Raw genomic sequence first — 23,303 nt, 5'->3', positions numbered from 1 at the left:
GAATTATGGCTAGAATTGCTGGAATTAATATCCCAGATAACAAGCGCGCTGAAATTGGTTTAAGTTATATTTTTGGTGTTGGTCCTTCAAATGTTAAAAAGGTACTGACTCAAGCTAAAATTACTGACAATCCAAAAATGAGCGAGCTTTCTGAAGCAGATATTGAACGTATTCGCCAAATTATTGATAAAACCATCAAAGTTGAAGGTGATTTACGTCAAGAAATTCAGCAGAATATTAAGCGCTTAAAAGAAATTGGGGCGTATCGTGGCACCAGACATGCCAAATCACTACCAGTTCGGGGTCAGCGCACCAAAACCAACGCCAGAAGCAAACGTGGTAAAAAGGTGACTGTTGGATCTGGTCGCAAACCTACCGCTCAAAAAACCTAAAATTAAGAAACAGAGAAAATTATGGCCACAAATTCCACCAAAAAAGTTGTCAAGAAAAGTAAAGTTCGAAAAGTCGTTCCTAAAGGAATTATTTCGATCCAATCTACTTTTAATAACACTATTATTTCGGTTTCAGATACATCTGGTAACGTTTTAGCTTGGGCTACTGCCGGATCTGCTGGGTTTAAGGGAGCACGAAAATCTACTCCATACGCCGCCCAAACCGCTATGCTTGCCGTGTTAGATCGGGTTAAAGCGATGAGTATGGTTGAGGCATCTGTTCACATTTCCGGCGTTGGTACCGGCAGAGAGTCAGCTATTCGCGCCCTTGGTAACTCTGGAATTGACATCGTAGCTATTAAAGACCTTACTCCAATTGCTCATAACGGCGTTCGGGCCAAAAAGCCACGACGAGTATAAATTAAGATTAATGAGAGTACATAATGCCAAGTAAACAACCAACCAGTCCACGTTACCGTAAATCTGCACAAAGATTATTTTTGCGTGAAAAAAGTATTAAGTCTAAAAACCCGTCATTAGTATCAGTTTCTGCTGCCATTTCTGCTGCTTCAAAATATGGCTCAGAATACTCACGTCAGTTGCAAGAAAAGCAAAAAGTTAGACGTTTGTATGGTATTAATGAAGGACAGTTTAAACTTTACTATGCAAAAGCCGCCAAATCATCTGCCAACACCGCGGAATTGATGCTTCGTTTGCTGGAAAAAAGATTGGATAACGTTGTTTATCGATTGGGATACGCTTCCACTCGCGCTCACGCCAGACAGCTGGTATCGCATAAATTCTTTAAGGTAAACGATCAGACCGTAAACATCCCGTCTTATCAAGTATCTGCGGGTGATAAAATTACCCTTAACAAAAAGTTTGAACCGGTAAATGAAGAGTCTGTCGATACAATCCCATCATGGTTAAGCTACAACAAAAAGACGAAAAATGGATCAGTGGTGAGCGAACCAGAGCGTGCTCATAGCGATCAAGATATCAACGAACAGTTGATTGTCGAGTATTATTCTCGATAATAAGGAGAAGGAAAGGACATTATGGATCAAATTATCTTACCCGAAGTCACAGAAGAAGTTATTAACGCTAAAAAGAGCGTCTTTAAGATTAATCCGCTATTTCCAGGATTCGGCCAAACACTAGGAAATAGCTTACGACGCGTTTTATTGTCATCTTTGCCTGGCGCTGCTATTACATCAGTTAAAATTGATGGCGTTTCGCATGAATTTACCACCGTAGAAGGTGTAAAAGAAGATGTGGTTGAGCTAATTTTAAATCTAAAATTAGTGCGTGTTACTCTACACCAAACCGACCAACCAGTGGTTATCACACTTGATGCCAAAGGCCCGGGAAAAGTGACCGCTAAAGACTTTAAGGCCTCTAGCTCCGTCACTGTGGTTAACCCAGACCAGTTTATTGCCACATTAAGCGCCAAATCTAGCTTACATCTTGAAGCCACTGTTGAATTTGGACGCGGTTACGATGTAGTGGAAAAACGCGAAGCATCCACCAAAGAACTTGGTAGAATTGCAATTGATAGTTTGTTTAATCCAGTTGAAGCAGTCAGCATTGAAGTTGAAAACACTCGTGTTGGTAAAATGACTAACTACGATTTGTTAACCTTAACTATCACCACCGACGGTTCGGTTTCGCCTAAAGACGCGTTCAAAGAATCATCTGCGATATTAGTTGATCAGTTCAACTTGCTAGCCACATTTGGTGATGCAAAAGCAGCTCCAGCTGTAGCCGAAGCCAATGCAGAAGAATCTGATTTGGCCGACTCCGGTTTGTCAGCTCGCACCATCAAAGTATTGATCGAAAATGGTTATAACACACTTGAATCAATTAAAAATGCTGATTTAGATGTTCTGTCACAAATTGGTGGATTAGGCGCCAAAGCCATCACCGAAATCGTGGCAGTTAGGGAGCAATAATGCCAGGAAAACTCAGTCGTAAAAAAGCTAATCGCGATCATTTAATTCGCAACTTGTGCACCTCGTTAATCTTACACGAAGCGATAGTTACGACTGTGCCTAAAGGTAAATTAGTTAAAGCAGAAGTTGATTCAATTTTATCTGATTGTAAATCTGGAACATTGGCCGCACGTCGCCGCGCCAAACAATTCTTGTTCGACGACATGGCTGTCAGTAAAATTTTTGAAGTTTACAATGCGCAGTTTAAAAATGTTACCGGTGGAATGGTCAAAATGACCAAACTCGGTAGCCGCTTGGGTGATGCTGCTCCGATTGCTAAATTAGAGCTAGCAAAGCCGGTTGTAGCAAAAACTGAAACTGTAAAAGAAGAAGTTGTTGAAGAAAAACCTAAAACCAAAAAGTCGAGTAAAAAATGAATAACGCCGATATTGAACGAAAATGGTATTTAATTGATGCCGAAGGTAAAGTTTTAGGCAGATTAGCCACCGAAATTGCTGGTCATTTACGTGGTAAAAATAAAGTCGATTTTAGACGCCACAACGATGTTGGTGATATGGTAGTGGTCATAAATGCCGCTAAAATTGTGGTAACCGGCAATAAAGCTAATACTAAATCATATATCCATCACACCGGCTGGCCAACCGGCTTGCGCACCATGCCTTATTCAGTACTTAAAGACACAGACCCAAGTAAAATTATTTACAACGCCGTGAACGGCATGTTACCAAAAACTCTGCAACGAGATGTTTGGTTAAAAAGATTACACATCTATGCAGATAGTAATCACCCACACGCCGCTAACTTCGGAAAAGTTGAAAAGGCTAAGGATAATAAATGAGCGAAAATATTGAAAAAGTTGATACAAAATCAACTGACGAAAAATACAATTACGGCACCGGCAGACGCAAAACCGCGGTTGCTCAAGTACGTTTAATGACCGGGAACGGCCGTTTCTTAGTAAACGACAAACCAGTTGAGTTATATCCGGAATTATCTAATGTTTTAGATCAAGTAGGATTAACTAATAAGGTTGATATCTCTGCGCACGTATCTGGTGGCGGAAAAATTGGTCAGATCATCGCTATTCGCCATGGCTTAGCCCGATCATTAATTGATTTTGATATTACTTTTAGACCAACATTGAAAAAACTCGGCCTGTTAACTCGTGATCCTCGTGAAAAAGAGCGTCAGAAATTCGGCTTACACGGTGCCCGTCGTGGTCCTCAGTTCTCCAAACGTTAAATATATCGAATATCAGCACTGTCATTCCCGCGAAGGCGGGAATCCAGTCTATAAAAGACTTTGTATATAGATTCCGGGTCAAGCCCGGAATGACAAAGGAATTATGTCAACAAATCGTATCGACAAACTTAACTCATTGTTCATGCAAGAGATCAGTCAGTTCTATATGGACGATCTTGCGGATAACTTTTTTTCTATTACCAAAGTAGACATAAGCCCAGAGCTAAACAACGCTAAGGTATGGGTTAGTTTTATCAATAAACGTGGCTCTAATTTGGAATCGATGCAAAAACGGGTACCGGAACTACGCCATGAGTTATCTAAAAGATTAAAACTACGCTATATTCCCAGAATTGAACTACTGCTTGATACCGGCATCGAATATGCCTCTCATATAACCGAGCTACTCGACGAGAACAAGAGATAATTCAACTTTTCTTGTTCGAGCGTAGCGAGAACTACCTAGTTAAAGTCCTTTGAAATTCTTGATCAGAATTTCTTTTTTTGCCCTACTGTAATCTTTTATTTGTTTTTCTCGAAATCTCGCGGCAGTTAAATCATCAATGATTTCGGCATAGACCAGCTCTCCCGCGCCGTGTTTTGCAGTAAATCGACAGCCATTGCCTGATTTATGTTGCTCAAATCGATTGTGCAAATCCCACGTTAGACCAGTATAATATAGTCCATCACTACATTTAATTATATAGACATACCAGTGCCATTGTTTATACATACATATATTATAACACCGAAATATAGTTCTCGGACGCCTAGATCCTCGAACAAGAACAGGATTGCCCTATCCTCATCTGCTCAATAGTGCTATAGTAATGATATGAAACGAATCAAATTCTTACTTTTGCTTGTGCTGGCTTTTTCGGCATTTGTGGTTTATCTTATCATCACCAATTCTGATCCGTATACCGCTAGCACAAAGCTAAAATGGTTGTTTTATTTAGCCATTTTTTGTTTGATATTCAGTAGCACATCGTTTTTCAGACTGCTTTCAATTAAAAGCATTGGCCTTGAAACAGTCACAAATCATATATTCTTGGTCATGCGACAAGGCGCAATTATTGCCGCAGTAGCATGTATTATTCTGGTGATGCAATCTCTGCGAGTACTCTCGCTGCTTGATTGTTTAATGATTTTTTCATCCGCGTTTCTGTTTGAGCTATTCTTCTGGGTTAGAGTTCCGTTAAAATTACGAGCGTAAAATGATATCAACTAAAGACTTCGAAAAATTAATCATTACCTGTGAATCAGATATTAAATCTGGTACTGAATTTGATGTTTTAAGCACCAAGTATCTTGGCCGAAAAGGGCTGTACAATGCTTTGGTTAAAGAAATCCCGTCTTTGCAGGGTGATTTGCGTAAAGAGATTGGTAGCGTTGCTAATGCAACCAAAATTAAGCTTGAATCATTGTTGACTAACTCAAACAAACAATCCAATTCGATTGATCTAACATCTCCGCTGCAACTTAATGCGCATGGTCATCAGCACCCGGTGCAAGCGATGATTCATACTTTGTATGATATTTTTGGTGAACTAGGATTTAGCGAGTTCAAAACGCCCGATATTGAGCTAGAATTTGATAACTTTGATTTTCTCCGTGTACCCAAAGATCATCCAGCACGTGATATGCAAGACACATTTTGGACAGTTGATAAAGACGTTTTGCGTACCCAAACCACCGCTTTTCAAAAACGCGTATTGGCTCAGCTAAAACCGCCATTTGCGGTGATGCAAGCCGGAAGGGTGTTTAGAGCCGAGGCAGACGATTCTACTCATCTGTCCGCATTTCACCAATTTGATATTTTTGCGGTTACGGATAAGTTATCTTTTGCCGATTTACGTGGCGTACTTCTCCACACCACTAAAAAACTATTTGGTGAAGACACTAAAACTCGTTTTCGACCCGGCTATTTTCCATTTGTTGAACCGGGCGCCGAAATAGACATCGCCTGCAAACATTGTGCGGGCAAGGGTTGTAAGTCTTGCGGCAACAAAGGTTGGTTGGAGCTTCTAGGCTGTGGCATGTCTCATCCCGAAATTATTGCCAATGGTGGTTTAGATCCGAAAATTTACCGTGGGATTGCCTTTGGGGTGGGTGTAGAGCGACTTTGCATGGCAAAGTACGGCATTACCGACATTCGTGAGTTAACCAAAAACGACCCCAGATTTTTAGAACAAGGTTTATATTAATATAAAAGATTCCAATTAGTCCAATTGTGCCAATCAATCCAATTTTGAAAGCGGAAAATGAGATTCATCAATAAATATTTAGACAAATACAACACCTCAGCAAGCAAGCTTGCCGAAATTATTAGTGATCACATTCAAGAGGTTGAGGGAGTTCAGTCTAGCGGTATTCGAGCCAAAGGCGTGGTTACCGGAAAAATTTGCGATATCCAAAAACATCCCAATGCTGACCGATTGGTTATTTGTAGTATCGATCTGGGTGGAGAAATGCTAGATATCGTCACCGGAGCACCGAATGTTCAGGTTGGCCAAATTGTTCCGGTTGCCCTGGTTGGCGCCGAAGTGTTATCGCTAACTGACGGCAGCGAAACTGTAATGCAAATTAAATCGTCAACCATCCGCGGCGTCTTATCAAATGGGATGTTGTGCGGGCCAGACGAGCTGGGTTTGGAAAATGTTGAGGTTAAAGGAATTCATATATTTCCAGAGGATACAAAATTAGGCGTGCCGGCTGAATCTATAATACCAACTCAAGTGATTATTGAAACCGATGATAAAGGTACCGGGCATCGCCCCGAACTGCTATCATATCGCGGCTTAGAAGCCGATTTAGATGCCTGTTTTGGGCTCAAAACGCCATATATCATCCCAAATACGCCAAAAACAGTAAATGCTGAGAATATTCACGTCTCTGTGGCCTCTGCAAGCCACTGTAGCACGTTCTGCGTGGCTAAAATTGATAATATGCGTAAACACCACTCCCCAGCGTGGCTCACCCAGTTTTTGACCGATCACGGCGTAAATCCAATCAATTTGGTTACCGACATTACCAACTACATTATGCTCAAAGAAGGTATGCCAACACACGTTTTTTCAGCCAAATGTATTACCAAAAACCAAATTAGCGTTGAATTTGCCAAGGATTCTGAAAAGATTACCGTATTAAATGGAAAATCTTATCAACTATCAAGCAGCGATTTGGTAATTTCTAGTAACAAACAAGCATTAGATATCGCCGGTATCATTGGCGGTTCAGAAACAAAATCGGAAAACGATGATAGTTCGGTCATTTTAACCGCCGGCCAATTTTCGCCCGTATCAGTTAGACAAACCTCACGTCGTTTGGGTTTGCGCACCGATGCCAGTGCCAGGTTTGAACGCGGGCTAACTAAATCTACGGTCATAAACGGATTTAACTCGGTACTAGAATTAATATTAAAAGAGTCCGATGGTAAAGTATCATTTTGTCAGATAGTGGGGGATACCGACTCAAAGTTGATCACAATCCCGTTTGACGCTAAACAAGTAAATCAAATACTCGGCACCAACTTATCTGAAAATGAAATGATCAACATTCTATCTTTGCTTCATTATCAAATGTCAAATAAATCTGTTACACCGCCATGGTGGCGTAGCGATGTTCACGCTTTGGCCGACGTTACCGAAGACATCGCCCGAATATACGGATACAACAAAATTGATATTAGTCTGCCACTGGTTAAAACAGCGAGATCAGTAAACGATAGAGAAGCCGCGCTTAATAAAATGCGTAATGCCGCCATCATTATAGCTAATGAGGTGGAAACCGCGGTAATGGTTGCGAAGAAGGATGAATTGTCGGTTGAAATTCAAAACCCAATTGGTGATCTAAAGTTCCTGCGTACATCATTACTGCCGCAACTGTTTGATTTGGCCGGTTATCAATATAAGAATGGCCACACCAACTTTAATATTTTTGAATTTGGCACGGTGTACCACTCCACCAAGACGGCGGAAAAATTACCACAACAGCCGTTGTATCTTAGCGCCGTATTCCAAACCAGTGAGGCAGATCTTAAACAGTTCTTGGCTGTTTTACTGCACCAGCTACATTTGAATATCACCGAGATCAAGTTTGAGCAAGCTACGCCAGACTCTGCCACGATTTTGTATCGCGACACTAAAATTGGTCACATAAAAACCCGTCAATCTACCGTTACGCTATACGGATTCGAACTGAATTTTGAAAAAATCGTCTCACTAATTCCGAATAACATATCTTGCCAACCATACGCCAAAACTCCGGTGGTAAAACGAGACTTATCGTTTACCGTAAACACGCGCTACGCCATCGGTGAAATATCTCGCTTTATTCAAAATCAAACACCATTACTCCTGCCGATTATTCTATTTGATCGTTATGTGGATAAATCGAAATCAGGCGAACAGTCACTATCATTTCACTTATTATTCCAAGATCCGGAAAAAACATTGATCGAGGATCAGGTAAATACCGAAATGGCCAAAATTGAATCAAAATTAATAGAAAAATATCAAATTACACAAAGGTAAGAAATGAAAGACCGAATTTATAACCTAGACACCGTTAGCCACGTTGGAAAAACCGTTACTGTGTCCGGATGGGTGCAAACCCGCCGCGATCACGGGCGAATTATCTTTTTAGATATGCGTGACAGAACCGGTTTATTACAAGTGGTGGTAGCCGAGCCTAAATTAGTCGAAAAACTGCAATCACAGAACGTTGGGCGCGAATGGGTGTTGCAAATTACCGGAGAAATTGTTAAACGCGGTGATAAAATGGCTAATCCACAATTACCAACCGGAACCGTAGAAATGCAAAGCGCCGAAATTACGGTTCTAAACTCATCACAAACCCCGCCGTTTGAAATTGATGACAATATTAAAATTGATGAGGAAGTACGCTTACGTTACCGCTATCTCGATTTGCGCCGCCCCAGCATGCTAAAACGGATGCAATTACGTCAGCAACTGATGCTAAATATGCGAAACTGGTTAACCGAGCGCGGATTTATTGAAGTAGAAACCCCGTTCTTAACCAAAGACACGCCCGAAGGCGCGCGCGAATACATTGTGCCGTCACGTGTGCACCCGGGTAAAGGTTACGCGCTCCCACAATCTCCACAACAGTTCAAGCAGCTGCTAATGGTGGCTGGATTTGAAAAGTATTTTCAGTTTCCAAAATGCATGCGAGATGAAGATCCGCGAGAAGACCGACAACCGGAATTTACTCAATTGGATATTGAAATGAGCTTTGTAGATCAAGAAGAAATTCTGCAAATGATCGAAGAACTCTATACTACAACTCTTGAATCAGTTTGCCCGGAGAAAAAATTGACGTTCAAACCCTTCAAACGCTTGTCTTACGATGAGGCGATGACTAAGTACCATTCCGATAAACCAGACCTACGCCAAGACAAATCTAACTGGGACGAGGTGGCGTTGGCATTTGTGGTAGATTTCCCGTTGTTTGAGCTTACCAAAGAAGGCAAACTTACCTCGGCTCATCATCCATTCACCAGCTGGCAGCCAACCCCAGAAAACGATGAGTTAATGGAAAAAGTACGCAAGGGTGAGAAAGTTGATATTCAAAAGTTGCTTAAAATCAAAGCGAATTCCTACGACTTAGTGGCCAACGGATTAGAGTTAGGGTCAGGATCAATTCGTATCCATCGCGCTGATCAGCAAGAGGCGATATTCAAAGCTTTAGAGTTGTCCGACACTCAAATAAAAGAACGTTTTGGTCACATGCTAGAGGCGTTTTCATATGGATGCCCGCCTCATGGCGGCATGGCGCCTGGGATTGATCGTTTAATTATGGCAATTACCGGTTTAAGTATTAGAGAAGTAATTGCGTTTCCAAAAACCGGTGATGGGCGAGATCTGATGATGAACGCCCCCGCAGAACTATCTCCCGAACTACTCAAAGACCTCCATTTGCAAAAAATAGAGAAAAAATAATTACCTCAAAAATTGGCAGGCATAGTTAGACGATGAGAGAATTAAATTATCGTGATAAAAAATGTCTTAGCGGAGATAAGGTAGGCTTTTTCGAGCATGTCGTACAAGATTATCATTTTGGAAAATTAACAAGATTCTCAAAGGTCGAAATTGGCTACGAGGATGACAACTACATTCTCGAGACGACCATTGGCACTTATTTCGTCAAGATATTCGGATTATATCGAGACATTAATGAATGCCGTCGATACGTAGAGATTATCCAAAAGGCGTGCACAGCTGATATAAAAACGCCAAAGATGTATCCGCCTAGTCTGAATATCATTGATGGCAGAAATTTATCAGTTTTTGAATTTGTTGACGGAAAAACTTTTTACGAGCTAAAGCAAAAACCTACGAAAAGTGAAGCAAAAGTTATTCTGAGCGAAGCAGCCAAAATAAATGGAACTAACTTTAAGCCTACCTATGTTTATGATGAATGGGCGATTGTTAACGCCGCTGATCAATATCAGATTGTAAAAAATTATCTTTCTACCGCGGAAAAATCAAAAATCGAGCCACTGGTCAAAATATTTATAGAGATTAAATCAGAGACACTTCCTCATTGTTTCGTTCATGGGGACATAATAACAACGAACGTGATTAGAAACAGCACTGGGGGTATTTATGTTATCGATTTTGCTTGCGCAAATTACTACCCAAGATTACTCGAACTAGCGGTGATAGCCTGTAATTTACTCGCGGACTACGATCATGCTTATATTTTAGAGGAATATGGACGGCACAATCCTTTAACCGACCGCGAAAAGGAACTATTCCCGCTTTTTGTGGATTTAGCACATGCCATGCATATTATTGGAGCGGTGAGAGAGCGAGATATTTACGGAAACGCTAGCGCAGAAAATGAATATTGGTTAAACCAAGGTCGCTCAGGACTCGGGTTATAATTACTTTGGAACAGGCAATTGGATGATGATATCAATATCTCCCGAACTACTCAAAGACCTACACCTGCAAAAGGTATCCAAGAAGTAAATTTTTGACATTGATAATGAAGAGCATTAAACTAATTATAATGGCTTGTTAACGAGCGATACGATTTGTTTGTATCTGGTATTAAGCGAGGGACAGTAATGGGCAATGCTTACTTTGAAAAATTCGGCAGACTAATTAGCCACTATAAATATAGTCACTCACATTTCATCAGAACGGCTGTGATACTTTTTTGCGCCGGTTCATTCATTTTTAGCAGTTTTAGTATCCCGGAAAAACAGGTTCAAGCAGCTTCATGGTATGATAGCGATTGGCAATATCGCAAAGAAATTACAGTTGATAATTCTGGGAATGCTAATGTCTTATCGAACTATCAAGTTAAAGTTACTCTAAATGATACAAACTTTGATTTCACAAAAGCGAATTCTGATGGCTCGGATATCCGATTTTCCGATGCCGACGCCGTATCACTAATCGATTATTGGATTGATTATTATGATTCAGTCGGAGAAACTGCAATCATCTGGTCTAAAGTTCCAAGTATCCCCGCCTCTACAACAAAAACAATTTACATGTATTATGGTAACGCTAACGCTAGCGATGCAGGCGATGGATTAGAAACGTTTGAAGCTGGCGGCTTTGATGGTTTTGAATCTCGTAATACCGGGTCTTTAGACGGAGTAGACTCCGCATTCTGGGGTGAATACGCCAGTAACCCTGTTTTAAACACTACTAGTAAAGATGGGTTTTCGTCAGTTTTTAAAGATGGCGACACATACCACATGTATTACAGTTGGGATACAGCTTTGCATGCCACTTCTTCGGATGGGTTGAGTTGGACAGTGGACTCGGAACACAACCCCATATTAAGCCCGACAGTTGCATGGGAAACTACTAATGTAGGTGTGCCAATGGTATGGAAAGAAGATACGGTATGGTATATGTTGTACCGAGGCGGAACTCCTAACAAAATCGGTTTGGCCACTTCATCAGATGGAGTAAGTTGGACTAAATATGCTTCAAACCCTGTTTTATCAGGAACATCAGGGCAATGGGATGATGCCGCTTTAGACCCTTGGGGGGTTATGAAAGTAGGTTCGCTCTATTATATGTGGTATAGTACAATTTCTGGAACCAGAGCGGTTGGTCTTGCCACCTCAACTGACCTAATTCATTGGACAAAAGATGCTAACAATCCGATTTTTACCGGTGGTCGGTTTTGTATTTTTCCATTTAAGTATGGGGATTATTATTATATGCTTGTGCCACACTATACCGTATCGTCAGATAAGGCACAGATTGAACTTTATAGAGATACCAGCCCAACATTTTATCCAGCCAGCAGAGAATTCATAAGAAATGCGATCAATTTTGGAGCAGCAGCTGCATGGAATGATTCAGACCAAGACACGCCGGTAGTGCTAACTGATGATATTTACCGAAACAGTTTTAATCTTACAAATAATCAAATATGGACTTATTTTGCGGGTTCACCTAACGGAACTGATACGTGGTATACAGGATTAACAATAGAGACAGACTTTGTGTCTGCTCTTAGTAGAGTAGCTCCTTTCTGGACGGGCGCTGGTTCTGGGGGCACAGTGACAGTAGTAGACACGCCAATACGACACGGAAGTAGATCTATCAGACAATCTGACACATCTGCAATCGCCGGAACTCAGTTTTACACTTCTTCATTTGTTCCGAAGACTACGGGAGTTATTGGAGCATGGATGCGAAGGAGTAATACCACAGGTGGAGGATTTGACGCATATCTTTATAGCGGAGATACAATAGGGGCAGTGGCTGGTCTTGGTGCTACATATTTTCATTACTGGGATGGTTCATTCCACAACACTGCGGTAACATACACTGCAGACACTTGGTATCTGGTAACTCTAGAATTTAACACAGATTTGGATAAATATAATTTTGTTGTATATGACACAAATTATAACGAAATTGTTAGACAGGACGATATCTCACGAGCTGTAGGAGCAATTAATAAAATTACATTTACTACTGACAGTGCTGTACAAACATCCGGGTATCTTGACGATTTTAGACTACGCCAATACTCCTTGCCTGAGCCGTCAACAAGTGTTGGAGCGGAAGTGGCGTTAACACCCCCAACTGTGACTGCTCAGGCTGCAGATAATATTACGGCTACCTCCGCTTCTCTGCATGGGACAATTGAGGATGTTGGCACTCAAAATGCTACTGTTAGAGGTTTTAAATACTATCAATCATCAGATTGTACTGGAGCTATTAACGACTTATCACAAAACGGTGACTACGGCACTGGAGCTTTTTCGCTCTCACAATCAAGTCTAAGCGTAAATACGCAATATTCATACAAACCTTATGCCACAAACATATCTGGTTCCGCATATGGGGCATGTGTTGCATTTTACACCTTAGCCAACGTACCGTCTGCGCCAACAGTGAATACACCGGCTGCCACCTCACTAAAAATCACCGTCAATCAAAATTCTAATCCAGCCGGAACAACCTACGCTATCTACGAAACATCAACGACACAGTATATTCAAGCAAATGGATCACTCGGCGCGTCGGCGGTTTGGCAGGATTATACTACATGGGGTGGAGCTTCGGGTGTAACGAATACCGGTTTATCTCCCAATGTCCAATATACATTTGAGGTAAAAGCTAAAAATAGCAATGACACCGAAACAAGCTTTTCCACAACCGCGTCCAAATATACTCTTGCTAACGTTCCGTCTGCGCCAACAGTCACCTTAACATCCGCGACTTCTTTAACAGCAATTATTAATCAAAACTCGAATCCGGCTGGCACAACGTACGCTATCTACGAAACATCAACGACACAGTATATCCAAGCAAATGGTACTCTGGGTGCTTCCGCAGTCTGGCAGGATTACACCACTTGGGGTGGAGCATTGGGAATTGTTAATACCGGGCTCTCTGCCAACACTCAATACATTTTAGAAGTCAAAGCACGTAATGCCGACAGCACCGAAACCGCATATTCTACCACTGCGGCCAAATACACTAGTGCGTCAAATCCCGGCTCTGCTACCGCCACCGCTCAATCTGCAAGTTCGATTCAAGTTGATTGGACATCTGGCGGAGCTCAAAGTAAGTTTAACGTTTATCGAAATGGCTTGTCAGGTTCTGGCACCTTAGTTCATTCTGCAAATGATTTAACTTATTCTGATACCGGACTTTCGGCTTCAACGGATTACACATATTATGTTTATTCGGTAAATGGTGATAACGTAGAAAATTCCAACTACGTTTCGGCTACTGCTGCAACACAAGCTACACCATCATCCGACAGCCCAACACCGGAGCCAAGCTCAACTCCGACACCTAGCACCGCAACATCAACACCAACCGCAACGCCTACATCAACACCAACCTCATCATCATCTAGTAGCTCAGCGTCCACAACAACTTCGAGTCCATCACCTTCATCTAGCACATCAACCACAAGCTCAACCAGGCCAGACACTACATCTCCCATAGCCGCCCTAGGTATCCTACAAGATCCGTTGACGCTTGTTACTAGCAAATCAGTTACATTTGATGCAAGCAGTTCCACAGACAATATATTAATTACCCTTTTAGAATGGAATTTTGGAGATGGAAGCACATCTAATCTATCAAAGGTTAATCATGTTTATAAGAATCCCGGAAGGTACACTGTTACTTTGACCGTTTATGATAAAGCAGGAAACAAGAGCAAATCAACACAAATTATTGATATTAGACCTTCAGCTCCATCCATTACTGATATTACAGCTAAAAATGACAGTCTTTTGATTGATGGCACCTCAGATCCGAACACAATTGTATTTCTTACCATCCATTCCGATCCTTATACCACTCAAGTACTTGCCGATGACGAAGGTAATTGGTCGTGCAGGTTGGCCAACGCTAGTGAGATTCTGGGACAAGGATCTCATACCGTTCTTGCTCACGCATCTATTAAACTGGCAAGTAATTTAGAGCTAGAGGGTGACGAAAGCAAAACCTATGATTTTAATATGAGCGTTGACAATGGAAATATTGAAATAGAGAAACAAAAAACCAGAATTTGGCAATACGTCTCATTCGGTTTTATCGCTTTAGTTTTCGTTCTCGGTTTTATAATCTACTCCAATCGACGAAAAAAAGTTCGTAGGTAATGTGTTCAAAAGTTTCAAAAACTTTGATTATCATCCACAAACGCTGCTGGGTAAATTCTCAAAGACCAAAATCTACATATAATTGATAAGAAATAGTTTTGATTGACCACTAATGTTTTTTACCCCGACCTTAGAATCTTTATTGTGTTCTATTCAGTTATACATCAATATTAATATATGAGAATAAGATTAAAACCTCGTTATGTTTGGGCACTGACAGTTGTATTGATAATGGTTGGGATGCTTAGTTTTTCGCTGTCCCAAAATCGTTTAGCTCGCGCAGACTCTACATCTTCATGTGCGGTTCAATGGACATATAAAAATTCGGATAATATCACCGCTGCCGTAAAAGTAACCGGCTGGAAGTATGATATTGGCGGAACGATTACTACTTTCGGTAAGATTAATGCCCTTGGCAGTCAAAACCCAGCAGATAGTCCTCCAAAATACTTTGCCATTGAAGTAACAGATTCTGATGTAGTTGTTAGTAAAGTTAATATTGGGGGAGTTGACCGCAATCATTGTGTGGTTACTAGCAATGCTGGCAATTATTCCGGAGATAATTATAATGGGCTAGCTATTGTAAGAGTAGAAGCCACTGCTTATGGCACATACGGTCAAGTGCGAATTACTATAACCAAAGCAAGCGATGGAAGCACTCTGTATCAAATTCCATCGACAGAACAGCCGCCAACCACAACAGGTGGTTCATATGTCACCATATCATCCACAATCACTGGTTCTGCGCCAGCCATCACGACTCAACCATCTAGCGCTACTGTGACGGCCGGGCAGACGGCAACATTTACCGTTGCGGCTTCCGGTACCGCGCCACTGTCATATCAATGGCAGAAAAACGGGAGTAATGTTTCCGGCGCAACCAGTGCGTCATATACAACAGGAGCCTTATCTACATCAGATAGTGGTAGTAAATATAAATGTACCGTCACTAACGCTTACGGTAGTGCTACTTCTAACGAAGCAACTTTAACGGTTAATGCACCACCACCTAGCGATACCGCCCCGTCAATCACAACTCAACCATCTAATATCACCGTCAGTGCCGGTCAAACTGCTACATTTACCGTTGCGGCTTCTGGTACAGCACCGCTATCGTATCAGTGGAAGAAAAATGGTAGCAATATCTCTGGCGCAACTAGTTCGAGTTACACCACCGGGACATTGGCAACAGGGGACAGTAGTAGCAAATATAAATGTACCGTTACTAATTCCGTTGGTAACGTAACCTCCAACGAGGCAACACTAACGGTTAATGCGGTTGGGGGCGGTGATTCTACTCCAACGCCAACGCCTAGTTCCGGTAACAACACCGGTAATACCGGTACTGGCAACACGGGTACAAGCACAACTGCTGCGCCCCAAGTTGTAGTAGCTAATACCCCCGCACCTCAAGTTGGTGTATCTGCTGGTACTGGTGCTGCACCAGCTGCTCCGGTATCATCTATTAATGTACCGTCTAGTTTAACTGCAGAAGATTTTCCCGGAGATCAAGGCGGAAATACTACTCTAAAATGGAAGGCATCTACATCATCTAGTATTAACGGTTATATGGTTTACCGTAGTACTACTAATAATACTAAAGATTTTGTAAACGTAGCTAAAACTGAAAAAACAGTATTACAGTATATCGATACTAAAGCAGATGTTGGTACTACATTTTATTACTTCGTTAGAGCATACAAAGGTACCTCTGAATCAAAAAGCTCTAATACGGTTAGTTTTGCTTCAGTAGATAACCTAGCTCCGGGTATTCCGGTTAATCTGGTTGTAACTAGCTATTCTAAATCAATAATTAAACTATCTTGGACTGCGAATATCGATACAGACTTATCTGAATACATACTAAATATTAATAACGCTTCCGGTACTAACATCGAGACAGTCAAACTAACCAAATCAACATTAAGCTACAATGTTGTACTAGCAAATCACCCTAAACTCGTATTAGCCACAGACTACCAATTCACCTTACAAGCTACTGACATTCACAATAACACTTCAAACCCATCCACGGCTGTTACAGCGTCATTTAAAGAAGCTCCTGTTGTGGTTCCAACTGAAACTAAAACTCAAGCCCAAAAACTACTCACCCCAACCAATCTTTCAATTGGTGGTGGAGCTACGTTAATCTTAATCTCAATTGCCGGATGGCTAATCCGCCGCCGCATTACTCGGCTGCCTTAATCGTCATTCCGTGCTGGATCAAAGATTTATATCAAAATAATCTGGTAATTCATGCTTTTTTGTGTATAATAATGTTAGTGGGCCTTTAGCTTAGCTGGTAGAGCGCTTCCATGGCATGGAAGAGGTCAGGAGTTCGAATCTCCTAAGGTCCACCAATTACGTATTAAATAATTTAATATTCGGTTGTACTAAAATACTATATTCTAAAGGCCAACGAGGTCAGCTAAATGCTTGCGCTTATCAAAACAATACATACGATCATATTTATTTTCATGGCTGGCTCAGTATTTTTCATTCTATATTGTGGTATCGCAAAAATATTCGGACCAGCGTTATATGTTGCGCTCGGCTTAATTTCTATCGAAGGAATCGTGTTTTTTGGCAATGGTATGAAGTGCCCGTTGACCGGTATGGCAAAAAAATATGGCGCCACGAAAGGATACGTATTCGACAGCTTTTTTCCAGAAAAATGGACACGATATACTTTCCCAGTTTTTGGTACAATATTAGGAATCGGACTATTTTTATTATTACTCAGGTGGAATGGTTTTTGATAGGTATTTGACTACGGATTTCGTAGTATAGCTCGTCCTATGCATAAATATTGGAGGTAGTGGCAGTGGGAGCGACGGCTTCGGCTGAGTTAGGGAACTCAACTACTTTAACTTCCGGATAAATCAATCTAAAGATCAATTGAGATGGGGGATTAAACTGAGTTTCAATATGCCCACCCATTAATTGAGTCAATTGCTCTACAATCCAATAACTTACCCCAAATTCGGTTAAGTTAGCTGACTGATCAGCAGGATTAGAAATTGCGGTCTGAGATACGTTAGCTGCATCTTTATATCTAAAAGTATCGCTAGAGATAGTTACCGACCAGCGGTTTTTGGTGATTTGCTCGTAGGCAATCTTAATCTCTCCATTTTCCATATGCTCAATAAATACATTAAGCAACATTGAAATTTCTTGGCTTAGTCTGCTTTGATCAACCGAAATAAGCCCCTGAGTTTTATCGATATTTAACGAGATATTTATTTGCTTTGCCATGGTAACCGGCGCAAGCTTTGCCACTACATCGGCACAAATTTTCATTGGATTGATCGGCTGCCGCTGAAGTTCTATTTGGTTGTGTTCAATTTTACTTAAATCTAGTAGCTCTTTAACCACTTCTAGCATTTTGACCGATTCGGCGTTGATGTCGCTGATCATTTTGAGCCCATTGGCATCAACCGATTGCGAGTAGAGTTTATTAAACGATTCGGAGCTACTTTTGATATTCATTAACGGCTCTTGCAGGTCCATGGTAGTGCGGTTAAGAAACCGATCTTTTAGTTGATTTACATTTTTAAGAGCATAAAGTAGCTTGGCGTATCCGACAAAATGAAAGTGGTTAATAAGCAAAATAAATATTACCAATATGCTTGCTAATAAGAAGTACAGGGTTTGCTGGTTGTTACTTTTTACCAGTGCGTCTATGTCTGCTACCGAAATTTGGCTTACCAACAGCGCAGCAGCATTTCCATCGGCATCGTAAATTGGGGTGGTTACGGTATAAACGTGATCATTGGTGTTTGCCGAGCCAAACTGAGTTGCTATAGCGCGTTTTTCATTCCAAGCGGTGTTTGATGATGGCGCGTCTAGCACCTTCACCTCGTTTTCCGGGTTAGTAGTAGATACCACAGAAAACGCGTTATTGTTATATTTATATACTGTAATTTCTTTGATATCTGAGTTTTTAATTAAGGCACTAATTTTGGCGCTAATTACATCTGGCTGGCTAAGTGAATCGGTTACGGTGGTGCTTAGCGCTTGAGCGGTTAGCTCGGCCTTGCTTTGCAGCTCCTGATTAAGTAGCGTGGTGAAATTGTTATTATGCAGAATCAAATTAGCAATTAATATTGCTGGAATACAAATAACAATCACTACTGAGTACAAAAATTGTCGCCAATACAGTGAGCTCATAGCGTCCTATTTAGTTTTTTTAGTCTCGATTACCGCCGCTTTTCGGTAGATAACAAAGGTGGCAACCGTAGTAATTAGAATCATCGCAATTAGAGTAAAGATATACTTAAGTGGGATAAAATCGGTAAAATGTGATGTTACAGCCGATGATCCGTTCAAGGTACTGGCTGCAAGAACAGGGGAGACAAAGAAATCGCGCTTAATTTCCATCACCTGATTACTCGTTGGATCTTTGAACGCTACCGTAATTTGATGTTTGCCGCTTTCTAGAGGTGAGGTGATAGTAGCGGTGGCGGTATTGTTGTTAAGCGTGGCCGGAATAGTCATGGGATTATCCGAGTTTACCAAAAACGTCACGAAGCTAACCCCGGTTGGAACGGTGCATTGTATAACAATGTTATATCGATGATCTGATGTAGCCACCACCGGTTCGGCTTGAAGTTTGAGCGTAGATAGCACTACCTGTTCCGTAGTTTTCGGTTGTGGCGTTGAGATGGGCGCAGAGGTGGACGTTGATACTGTTGGAGAAGTTGTTACCCCAGCTGACGGATTACTACTGACGGCAGAGCTTGGGCCGGCAGAGGGGGAGTGACTAGGGGCAACGCTGGCACCAGCCGAGGGATTTGCCGATACGGTAGATGACGGGCGCGTTGTAGGTGTAGCAGTTGTAGTAGCAGAACTAGTTGCGGTGGGAGCAACACTGGCCGTTGAAGAAGGTAATGACGAAACAAGCGCAGTTGGAGTAGCCGAAGAAACACCATCCGGAATTGGAGTGCCATCTACCGGAGCAGATAATTTTATTGTCGATGCTTGACTAAGGTTCTCCGAAACTAAAAATAATATTATCGCCATACAAGACATGGCGGCAATCACGCCACCCCAGATAATCAATTTTTTATTTGTCATAAGCCCTCTATATATAATCTTAATGAAAGATTTGTTGAGTGTAAAGAAAATTCAAAATTCTAATTATATAAAAACCAGCCCACCGCGCCAATTTTTGAATTTGTTTCGAATTTATAATTTAGTGCTTAGTGCTTTTTTGTGTTTTAAGACACAAAATAATGTATACTAAAGTCGTTAAGAAAGGATGTGATGAAGAAAAACCTACTGCTAATGTTCGGCGGTCCAAGTGTGGAACATGACGTATCGGTGATTACCGCAATGCAAGCGTTAAAGTATATCGACCATAGCGCATACAACATTATTCCGTTCTATTGGACAAATGATGGTCAGTTTTTGACGGTTTATGATCCACCTCTTAATCCGCACGAATTACTGGCTAAATTAGCCAAAAAGGGAGTAGAAGTTTCAATTCAAAACAATCACTTGCTATATAAGAGTGGATTATTCTCAATTAAGCCATTAACAATTGATATTGCCTTCCCGTTATTCCATGGCACAGGTGGCGAAGATGGTGCGGTACAAGGGCTACTAGAGGCACTGGACGTGCCATACGTTGGTTGCAATGTCTCGGCATCGGCCTTGGGCATGGACAAAATTTTATTCAAAGCAATTATGCACGAAAACAAGATTCCCGTATTGCCATATCAGGCCGTCAACTCTCCGTCCGATAAAGTAAACATTGGTTTTCCGGTTATCGCCAAGCCTTCTCACTTGGGATCAAGCATTGGCGTGGCTAAGGCAGATAACCAGAAGCAACTGACCGAAAGTTTTGCTACAATTTTTCAGCTTGATACTCAAGCAATTGTTGAGCCTTATTTAACAAATATGATAGAAATAAACTGCAGCGTGCTCGGCACTGCTAAGGCGTGTGAGTCCTCTGTGTGCGAACAGCCAATTTCCTCAAGCGAAATCCTATCGTATGCCGATAAATATTTGCATAACGGTAAAGGTAAAAAGGGCGCAAAAGGTATGGCCAGTTTAGACCGTCGAATTCCAGCCCCAATTTCGGAGGCAGAGTCTAAAAAAATCAAAACATACGCTGAGAACGTGTTTAAGGTGCTCGGGTGTAGCGGGGTAGCCAGAGTAGATTTTATGATTGATCAAAGCAACAGCAATATTTACGTTACCGAAATAAACACTATTCCGGGCTCACTATCTTTCTATCTTTGGGAAGCTAGCGGCCTAAATTATCCGGATTTAATTAAAAGATTGTTCGCAATAGCGGTTGAACAGCATCAAATCAAACACAAACTAGTCCGACAATACAAATCGGACATACTTCAGAAAATCTAGTGCCAATAAAGGTCTGGGAGTTCGTTTTGCAACAAAACGTTGTCGCCGCTTTGTAAGATCTCTTTTAATATAGACGGGGTTCGGCTTGGGTGAGGCGATTCGATAACGCGACACAATTTGTTACGGTCTTTGATGGTATCAATAATCAACGGCGCATAAATAGTTTGAGCAATAATTGCAATTTCGCACACTTGCGAAATTTGATCCGCGAATACAATGTTGGCGTTGTCAGATGATTGTCCTTGATCTACAATCCCGCCGGTAACAATAATCTTTCGCCCTTTTAGCGTTTCCAAATACGACAGAGCTGCCTTTGCACTCTCTGGATTGATGTTGTACGTATCATCAATAATCGTAATACCATTTTGCTCGGTTACATCCATTCGACGCTCAACCGGATGCAGTAAAGTAATATGCGGTTGAATAGTTTCTTTTGAAACGCCAAGCGCGGATGCCAAAACTACCGCAGCCGCCGCGCACTGTTTTAGTTGCGGAATACTCATAATATCGGCGTTCACATTATTAAAGTTATTTTCGAGGTATTGCTGATTATACTGGCCAATTTGGGCAACATCGTCTCCGAAAACACGCTTAATTCCATCGTTTTCGGCATTTAACAGGTGGATTTTATTTTTAGTAATGCTTATTAGATCATTAAATTCCGAATCAATCGCAGCCTGTGAGCCAAATGAAGACAGGTGCTGTGGGCCAATTGCCGTTACTACCACAATTTCCGGGTCAAGCAACCCAATATAGCGCTTAAAATCACCAACATTATATTCACCCAGCTCTACCAAATAATATTTGGTTTTTACCGGTAGTTCATTCACAATGTCCTGCGCTAGCGAAAACATAGTGTTGTGATTTTCTTTTGGCGTATGAACTGCGAAATCTGGATTTAAAAGTTGATTTGCAAAATACCGTACTGTCGATTTACCGTAACTTCCGGCAATGGCAACCACAATACAATCCGGCATTTGTGATAGCTTTGCCTTAGCCAGTTTAATGGTGTTTTGTTTTATATATAAATCAATTGGGGAGCAAATTAGATTTGCTAAGCCAACAATCAGTGGTATCAGACAAGTAAAGAATACGATTACCGCCAATTGATATATCACCCCAACCGGCCAAAAGAAGTAGATCAGCGCTAAATACAAACCCAAGGCTACGCTTAAAATAGCCTGGGCCTTTTTAGTCCACGTAATTTTTCCAACATATTGAAGTTGACGTTTAAAAAACCGAGTGTATACCCATTTAAAGTAACTGGCCGTATCGTAATCTTCCAGCTGTAAAATGTATACAAAATCCAAAAATGGCCAGATTAAACTGACAATATTAGTCATTAATGTACTTTCTGATTAGGCCACAAAACAGCCTGGGGTTTTCCAAATGAGCAGTGTGCGATCCCTTCGGGATAATCTTAATGTCTGAATGGGGGATAATTTGCTGCATACTCTGAGCAATTTTCACCGGCACAACGTGGTCATCTTCGCCCCAAACTAGTAATACAGTTTGATTGAGTTTCTCCATATAAGGAGCAAGATCGAAATTGATGGTGGAAATAAATATGTCTTTTAACTCTTGTGCCTGACGATAGTCTTCAGATTGCACACTTTTTCTAATTCGTCTCATTAGCATGGTTTTATTCAATATATTGGTCGTGCGGCCAAGGCTACGATACATTGCTTGAGCCATTGAAGTAAAACGGGGCAGTGGTTGCCGCACGCCGGGAGTAGCATATAGAACCACTTTTTTGATATCCGAATTAAGCGTCGCAAGTACAATAGCTACGCGGCCACCGAACGAATGGCCCACAATACTGGGGGATTTGATGTTATGCTCGTCAATAAAGCGATTAACGTAGTTAGCGTATTGTTTAATATCCCAACTGGTTTTTGGGCGAGGGTTACTGCCGAAACCGGGCAAATCAATAGTCCAGCAAGTGAAGTTCTTGGCAAGCTCTGGGACAATATTATCAAAAATTGATCGATCATTGCGCCAACCATGAAGCAATATCAAATCTGGCCCCTTACCAGTTTTTGAATAAATTGAGCTATCGGTTTGATTCATCTTGATTAAAATGTAACTTAAATGACGGCAAAAGTCCATATCAACATTGTACATTACGAGCATCGTAGGGGCGGACTCACATGTCCGCCCGCGGGAGGACACACGGGTCCTCCCCTACACCGCTCATGATATTTATGCTAATGTTAACTT

General features: G+C 41.4%; 22 protein-coding genes and 1 tRNA gene. 18 read left to right on the top strand and 5 right to left on the bottom strand.

Annotation, left to right across the window (positions count from 1 at the left end; translation table 11 throughout):
* The first annotated feature begins 5 nt into the window (after positions 1-5).
* The 8 genes from rpsM (at position 6) to WC773_01235 (ending at position 4,013) form a co-directional block, all read left to right on the top strand.
* Positions 6-392, top strand: coding sequence for a 30S ribosomal protein S13 (gene rpsM, locus WC773_01270; protein MFA6082032.1), 387 nt, complete (start codon positions 6-8; stop codon positions 390-392).
* 21 nt (positions 393-413) lie between these two features.
* Positions 414-812, top strand: a complete 399-nt coding sequence (gene rpsK / locus WC773_01265) for a 30S ribosomal protein S11 (GenBank protein MFA6082031.1) — start codon at positions 414-416, stop codon at positions 810-812.
* A 23-nt stretch (positions 813-835) separates the two neighbouring features.
* Positions 836-1,429, top strand: coding sequence for a 30S ribosomal protein S4 (gene rpsD, locus WC773_01260; protein MFA6082030.1), 594 nt, complete (start codon positions 836-838; stop codon positions 1,427-1,429).
* Between the two features lie 21 nt (positions 1,430-1,450).
* Positions 1,451-2,344, top strand: a complete 894-nt coding sequence (locus WC773_01255) for a DNA-directed RNA polymerase subunit alpha (protein ID MFA6082029.1) — start codon at positions 1,451-1,453, stop codon at positions 2,342-2,344.
* The gene (rplQ, locus tag WC773_01250; protein MFA6082028.1) at positions 2,344-2,760 is read left to right on the top strand and encodes a 50S ribosomal protein L17; all 417 of its coding nucleotides are present in this window, start codon (positions 2,344-2,346) and stop codon (positions 2,758-2,760) included. The genes WC773_01255 and rplQ overlap by 1 nt, the downstream gene beginning before the upstream one ends.
* Positions 2,757-3,182: a 50S ribosomal protein L13 gene (gene rplM, locus WC773_01245; protein ID MFA6082027.1), complete on the top strand. Its 426-nt coding sequence runs from the start codon at positions 2,757-2,759 to the stop codon at positions 3,180-3,182. Before rplQ ends, rplM begins: the two co-directional genes overlap by 4 nt.
* Complete coding sequence (gene rpsI / locus WC773_01240) at positions 3,179-3,586, top strand: 30S ribosomal protein S9 (protein MFA6082026.1); 408 nt, start codon at positions 3,179-3,181, stop codon at positions 3,584-3,586. The genes rplM and rpsI overlap by 4 nt, the downstream gene beginning before the upstream one ends.
* Positions 3,587-3,689: 103 nt before the next feature.
* Positions 3,690-4,013: a ribosome-binding factor A gene (locus WC773_01235; protein ID MFA6082025.1), complete on the top strand. Its 324-nt coding sequence runs from the start codon at positions 3,690-3,692 to the stop codon at positions 4,011-4,013.
* Positions 4,014-4,052: 39 nt separating this feature from the next.
* Here the strand turns inward: WC773_01235 and WC773_01230 are convergent, their stop codons facing one another.
* Positions 4,053-4,319: a GIY-YIG nuclease family protein gene (locus tag WC773_01230; protein MFA6082024.1), complete on the bottom strand. Its 267-nt coding sequence runs from the start codon at positions 4,317-4,319 to the stop codon at positions 4,053-4,055.
* Between the two features lie 102 nt (positions 4,320-4,421).
* On the opposite strand from WC773_01230, the gene WC773_01225 reads away from it, so the two are divergent.
* The 9 genes from WC773_01225 to WC773_01185 all read left to right on the top strand — a co-directional run bounded on the left by WC773_01225 (position 4,422) and on the right by WC773_01185 (position 17,473).
* Complete coding sequence (locus WC773_01225; GenBank protein ID MFA6082023.1) at positions 4,422-4,802, top strand: hypothetical protein; 381 nt, start codon at positions 4,422-4,424, stop codon at positions 4,800-4,802.
* A 1-nt stretch (position 4,803) separates the two neighbouring features.
* A complete protein-coding gene (pheS, locus tag WC773_01220; protein ID MFA6082022.1) occupies positions 4,804-5,793 on the top strand; it encodes a phenylalanine--tRNA ligase subunit alpha in 990 nt (329 codons plus the stop codon).
* Between the two features lie 57 nt (positions 5,794-5,850).
* On the top strand, positions 5,851-8,121 hold the full coding sequence (gene pheT, locus WC773_01215; GenBank protein ID MFA6082021.1) for a phenylalanine--tRNA ligase subunit beta: 2,271 nt from the start codon (positions 5,851-5,853) through the stop codon (positions 8,119-8,121).
* Positions 8,122-8,124: 3 nt separating this feature from the next.
* The gene (gene aspS / locus WC773_01210) at positions 8,125-9,549 is read left to right on the top strand and encodes an aspartate--tRNA ligase (GenBank protein MFA6082020.1); all 1,425 of its coding nucleotides are present in this window, start codon (positions 8,125-8,127) and stop codon (positions 9,547-9,549) included.
* 32 nt (positions 9,550-9,581) lie between these two features.
* The gene (locus WC773_01205; protein MFA6082019.1) at positions 9,582-10,496 is read left to right on the top strand and encodes a phosphotransferase; all 915 of its coding nucleotides are present in this window, start codon (positions 9,582-9,584) and stop codon (positions 10,494-10,496) included.
* Positions 10,497-10,682: 186 nt separating this feature from the next.
* Positions 10,683-14,714 (top strand): DUF2341 domain-containing protein, encoded by a 4,032-nt coding sequence (locus WC773_01200; protein ID MFA6082018.1) that lies wholly within the window; start codon positions 10,683-10,685, stop codon positions 14,712-14,714.
* Positions 14,715-14,891: 177 nt separating this feature from the next.
* Complete coding sequence (locus WC773_01195) at positions 14,892-16,919, top strand: immunoglobulin domain-containing protein (protein MFA6082017.1); 2,028 nt, start codon at positions 14,892-14,894, stop codon at positions 16,917-16,919.
* 79 nt (positions 16,920-16,998) lie between these two features.
* Positions 16,999-17,074, top strand: a tRNA-Ala gene (locus WC773_01190).
* 72 nt (positions 17,075-17,146) lie between these two features.
* Positions 17,147-17,473: a hypothetical protein gene (locus WC773_01185; GenBank protein MFA6082016.1), complete on the top strand. Its 327-nt coding sequence runs from the start codon at positions 17,147-17,149 to the stop codon at positions 17,471-17,473.
* A 37-nt stretch (positions 17,474-17,510) separates the two neighbouring features.
* Here the strand turns inward: WC773_01185 and WC773_01180 are convergent, their stop codons facing one another.
* Positions 17,511-18,884 carry a HAMP domain-containing sensor histidine kinase gene (locus tag WC773_01180; GenBank protein MFA6082015.1) on the bottom strand — a complete coding sequence of 458 codons (1,374 nt, stop codon included), beginning with the start codon at positions 18,882-18,884 and terminating at the stop codon, positions 17,511-17,513.
* A 6-nt stretch (positions 18,885-18,890) separates the two neighbouring features.
* Positions 18,891-19,790 (bottom strand): hypothetical protein, encoded by a 900-nt coding sequence (locus tag WC773_01175; protein ID MFA6082014.1) that lies wholly within the window; start codon positions 19,788-19,790, stop codon positions 18,891-18,893.
* Positions 19,791-19,979: 189 nt separating this feature from the next.
* Between WC773_01175 and WC773_01170 the strand changes: the two genes are divergently transcribed.
* Positions 19,980-21,083: a D-alanine--D-alanine ligase family protein gene (locus WC773_01170; GenBank protein ID MFA6082013.1), complete on the top strand. Its 1,104-nt coding sequence runs from the start codon at positions 19,980-19,982 to the stop codon at positions 21,081-21,083.
* Here the strand turns inward: WC773_01170 and WC773_01165 are convergent.
* Both WC773_01165 and WC773_01160 read right to left on the bottom strand, forming a co-directional pair.
* Positions 21,080-22,426, bottom strand: a complete 1,347-nt coding sequence (locus WC773_01165) for a Mur ligase family protein (GenBank protein MFA6082012.1) — start codon at positions 22,424-22,426, stop codon at positions 21,080-21,082. The two genes, WC773_01170 and WC773_01165, sit on opposite strands and share 4 nt — an antisense overlap.
* Entirely contained in the window at positions 22,419-23,207 is a 789-nt protein-coding gene (locus WC773_01160; GenBank protein ID MFA6082011.1) for an alpha/beta hydrolase, read from the bottom strand. Before WC773_01160 ends, WC773_01165 begins: the two co-directional genes overlap by 8 nt.
* Positions 23,208-23,303 lie beyond the last annotated feature (96 nt).

It is taken from the genome of Patescibacteria group bacterium, assembly GCA_041660565.1.
In the GTDB taxonomy this organism is placed as follows: Bacteria; Patescibacteriota; UBA1384; order CAJBMM01; family CAJBMM01; genus JBAZWC01.
Note: the sequence above shows the minus strand (reverse complement) of the source record. Positions and strands in the feature narration are given on the sequence as shown.

What these genes read in the sequence shown, in the direction of transcription:
- WC773_01235 (MFA6082025.1), top strand. Translation starts at nt 3,690, where the DNA reads ATGTCAACAAATCGTATCGACAAACTTAACTCATTGTTCATGCAAGAG.
- WC773_01170 (MFA6082013.1), top strand. Translation starts at nt 19,980, where the DNA reads ATGAAGAAAAACCTACTGCTAATGTTCGGCGGTCCAAGTGTGGAACAT.
- rpsM (MFA6082032.1), top strand. Translation starts at nt 6, where the DNA reads ATGGCTAGAATTGCTGGAATTAATATCCCAGATAACAAGCGCGCTGAA.
- WC773_01225 (MFA6082023.1), top strand. Translation starts at nt 4,422, where the DNA reads ATGAAACGAATCAAATTCTTACTTTTGCTTGTGCTGGCTTTTTCGGCA.
- WC773_01165 (MFA6082012.1), bottom strand. Translation starts at nt 22,426, where the DNA reads ATGACTAATATTGTCAGTTTAATCTGGCCATTTTTGGATTTTGTATAC.
- aspS (MFA6082020.1), top strand. Translation starts at nt 8,125, where the DNA reads ATGAAAGACCGAATTTATAACCTAGACACCGTTAGCCACGTTGGAAAA.
- rpsK (MFA6082031.1), top strand. Translation starts at nt 414, where the DNA reads ATGGCCACAAATTCCACCAAAAAAGTTGTCAAGAAAAGTAAAGTTCGA.
- WC773_01175 (MFA6082014.1), bottom strand. Translation starts at nt 19,790, where the DNA reads ATGACAAATAAAAAATTGATTATCTGGGGTGGCGTGATTGCCGCCATG.
- rplQ (MFA6082028.1), top strand. Translation starts at nt 2,344, where the DNA reads ATGCCAGGAAAACTCAGTCGTAAAAAAGCTAATCGCGATCATTTAATT.
- pheT (MFA6082021.1), top strand. Translation starts at nt 5,851, where the DNA reads ATGAGATTCATCAATAAATATTTAGACAAATACAACACCTCAGCAAGC.
- pheS (MFA6082022.1), top strand. Translation starts at nt 4,804, where the DNA reads ATGATATCAACTAAAGACTTCGAAAAATTAATCATTACCTGTGAATCA.
- WC773_01195 (MFA6082017.1), top strand. Translation starts at nt 14,892, where the DNA reads ATGAGAATAAGATTAAAACCTCGTTATGTTTGGGCACTGACAGTTGTA.
- WC773_01185 (MFA6082016.1), top strand. Translation starts at nt 17,147, where the DNA reads ATGCTTGCGCTTATCAAAACAATACATACGATCATATTTATTTTCATG.
- WC773_01230 (MFA6082024.1), bottom strand. Translation starts at nt 4,319, where the DNA reads ATGTATAAACAATGGCACTGGTATGTCTATATAATTAAATGTAGTGAT.
- WC773_01180 (MFA6082015.1), bottom strand. Translation starts at nt 18,884, where the DNA reads ATGAGCTCACTGTATTGGCGACAATTTTTGTACTCAGTAGTGATTGTT.
- rpsD (MFA6082030.1), top strand. Translation starts at nt 836, where the DNA reads ATGCCAAGTAAACAACCAACCAGTCCACGTTACCGTAAATCTGCACAA.
- WC773_01160 (MFA6082011.1), bottom strand. Translation starts at nt 23,207, where the DNA reads ATGTACAATGTTGATATGGACTTTTGCCGTCATTTAAGTTACATTTTA.
- WC773_01200 (MFA6082018.1), top strand. Translation starts at nt 10,683, where the DNA reads ATGGGCAATGCTTACTTTGAAAAATTCGGCAGACTAATTAGCCACTAT.
- rplM (MFA6082027.1), top strand. Translation starts at nt 2,757, where the DNA reads ATGAATAACGCCGATATTGAACGAAAATGGTATTTAATTGATGCCGAA.
- WC773_01255 (MFA6082029.1), top strand. Translation starts at nt 1,451, where the DNA reads ATGGATCAAATTATCTTACCCGAAGTCACAGAAGAAGTTATTAACGCT.
- WC773_01205 (MFA6082019.1), top strand. Translation starts at nt 9,582, where the DNA reads ATGAGAGAATTAAATTATCGTGATAAAAAATGTCTTAGCGGAGATAAG.
- rpsI (MFA6082026.1), top strand. Translation starts at nt 3,179, where the DNA reads ATGAGCGAAAATATTGAAAAAGTTGATACAAAATCAACTGACGAAAAA.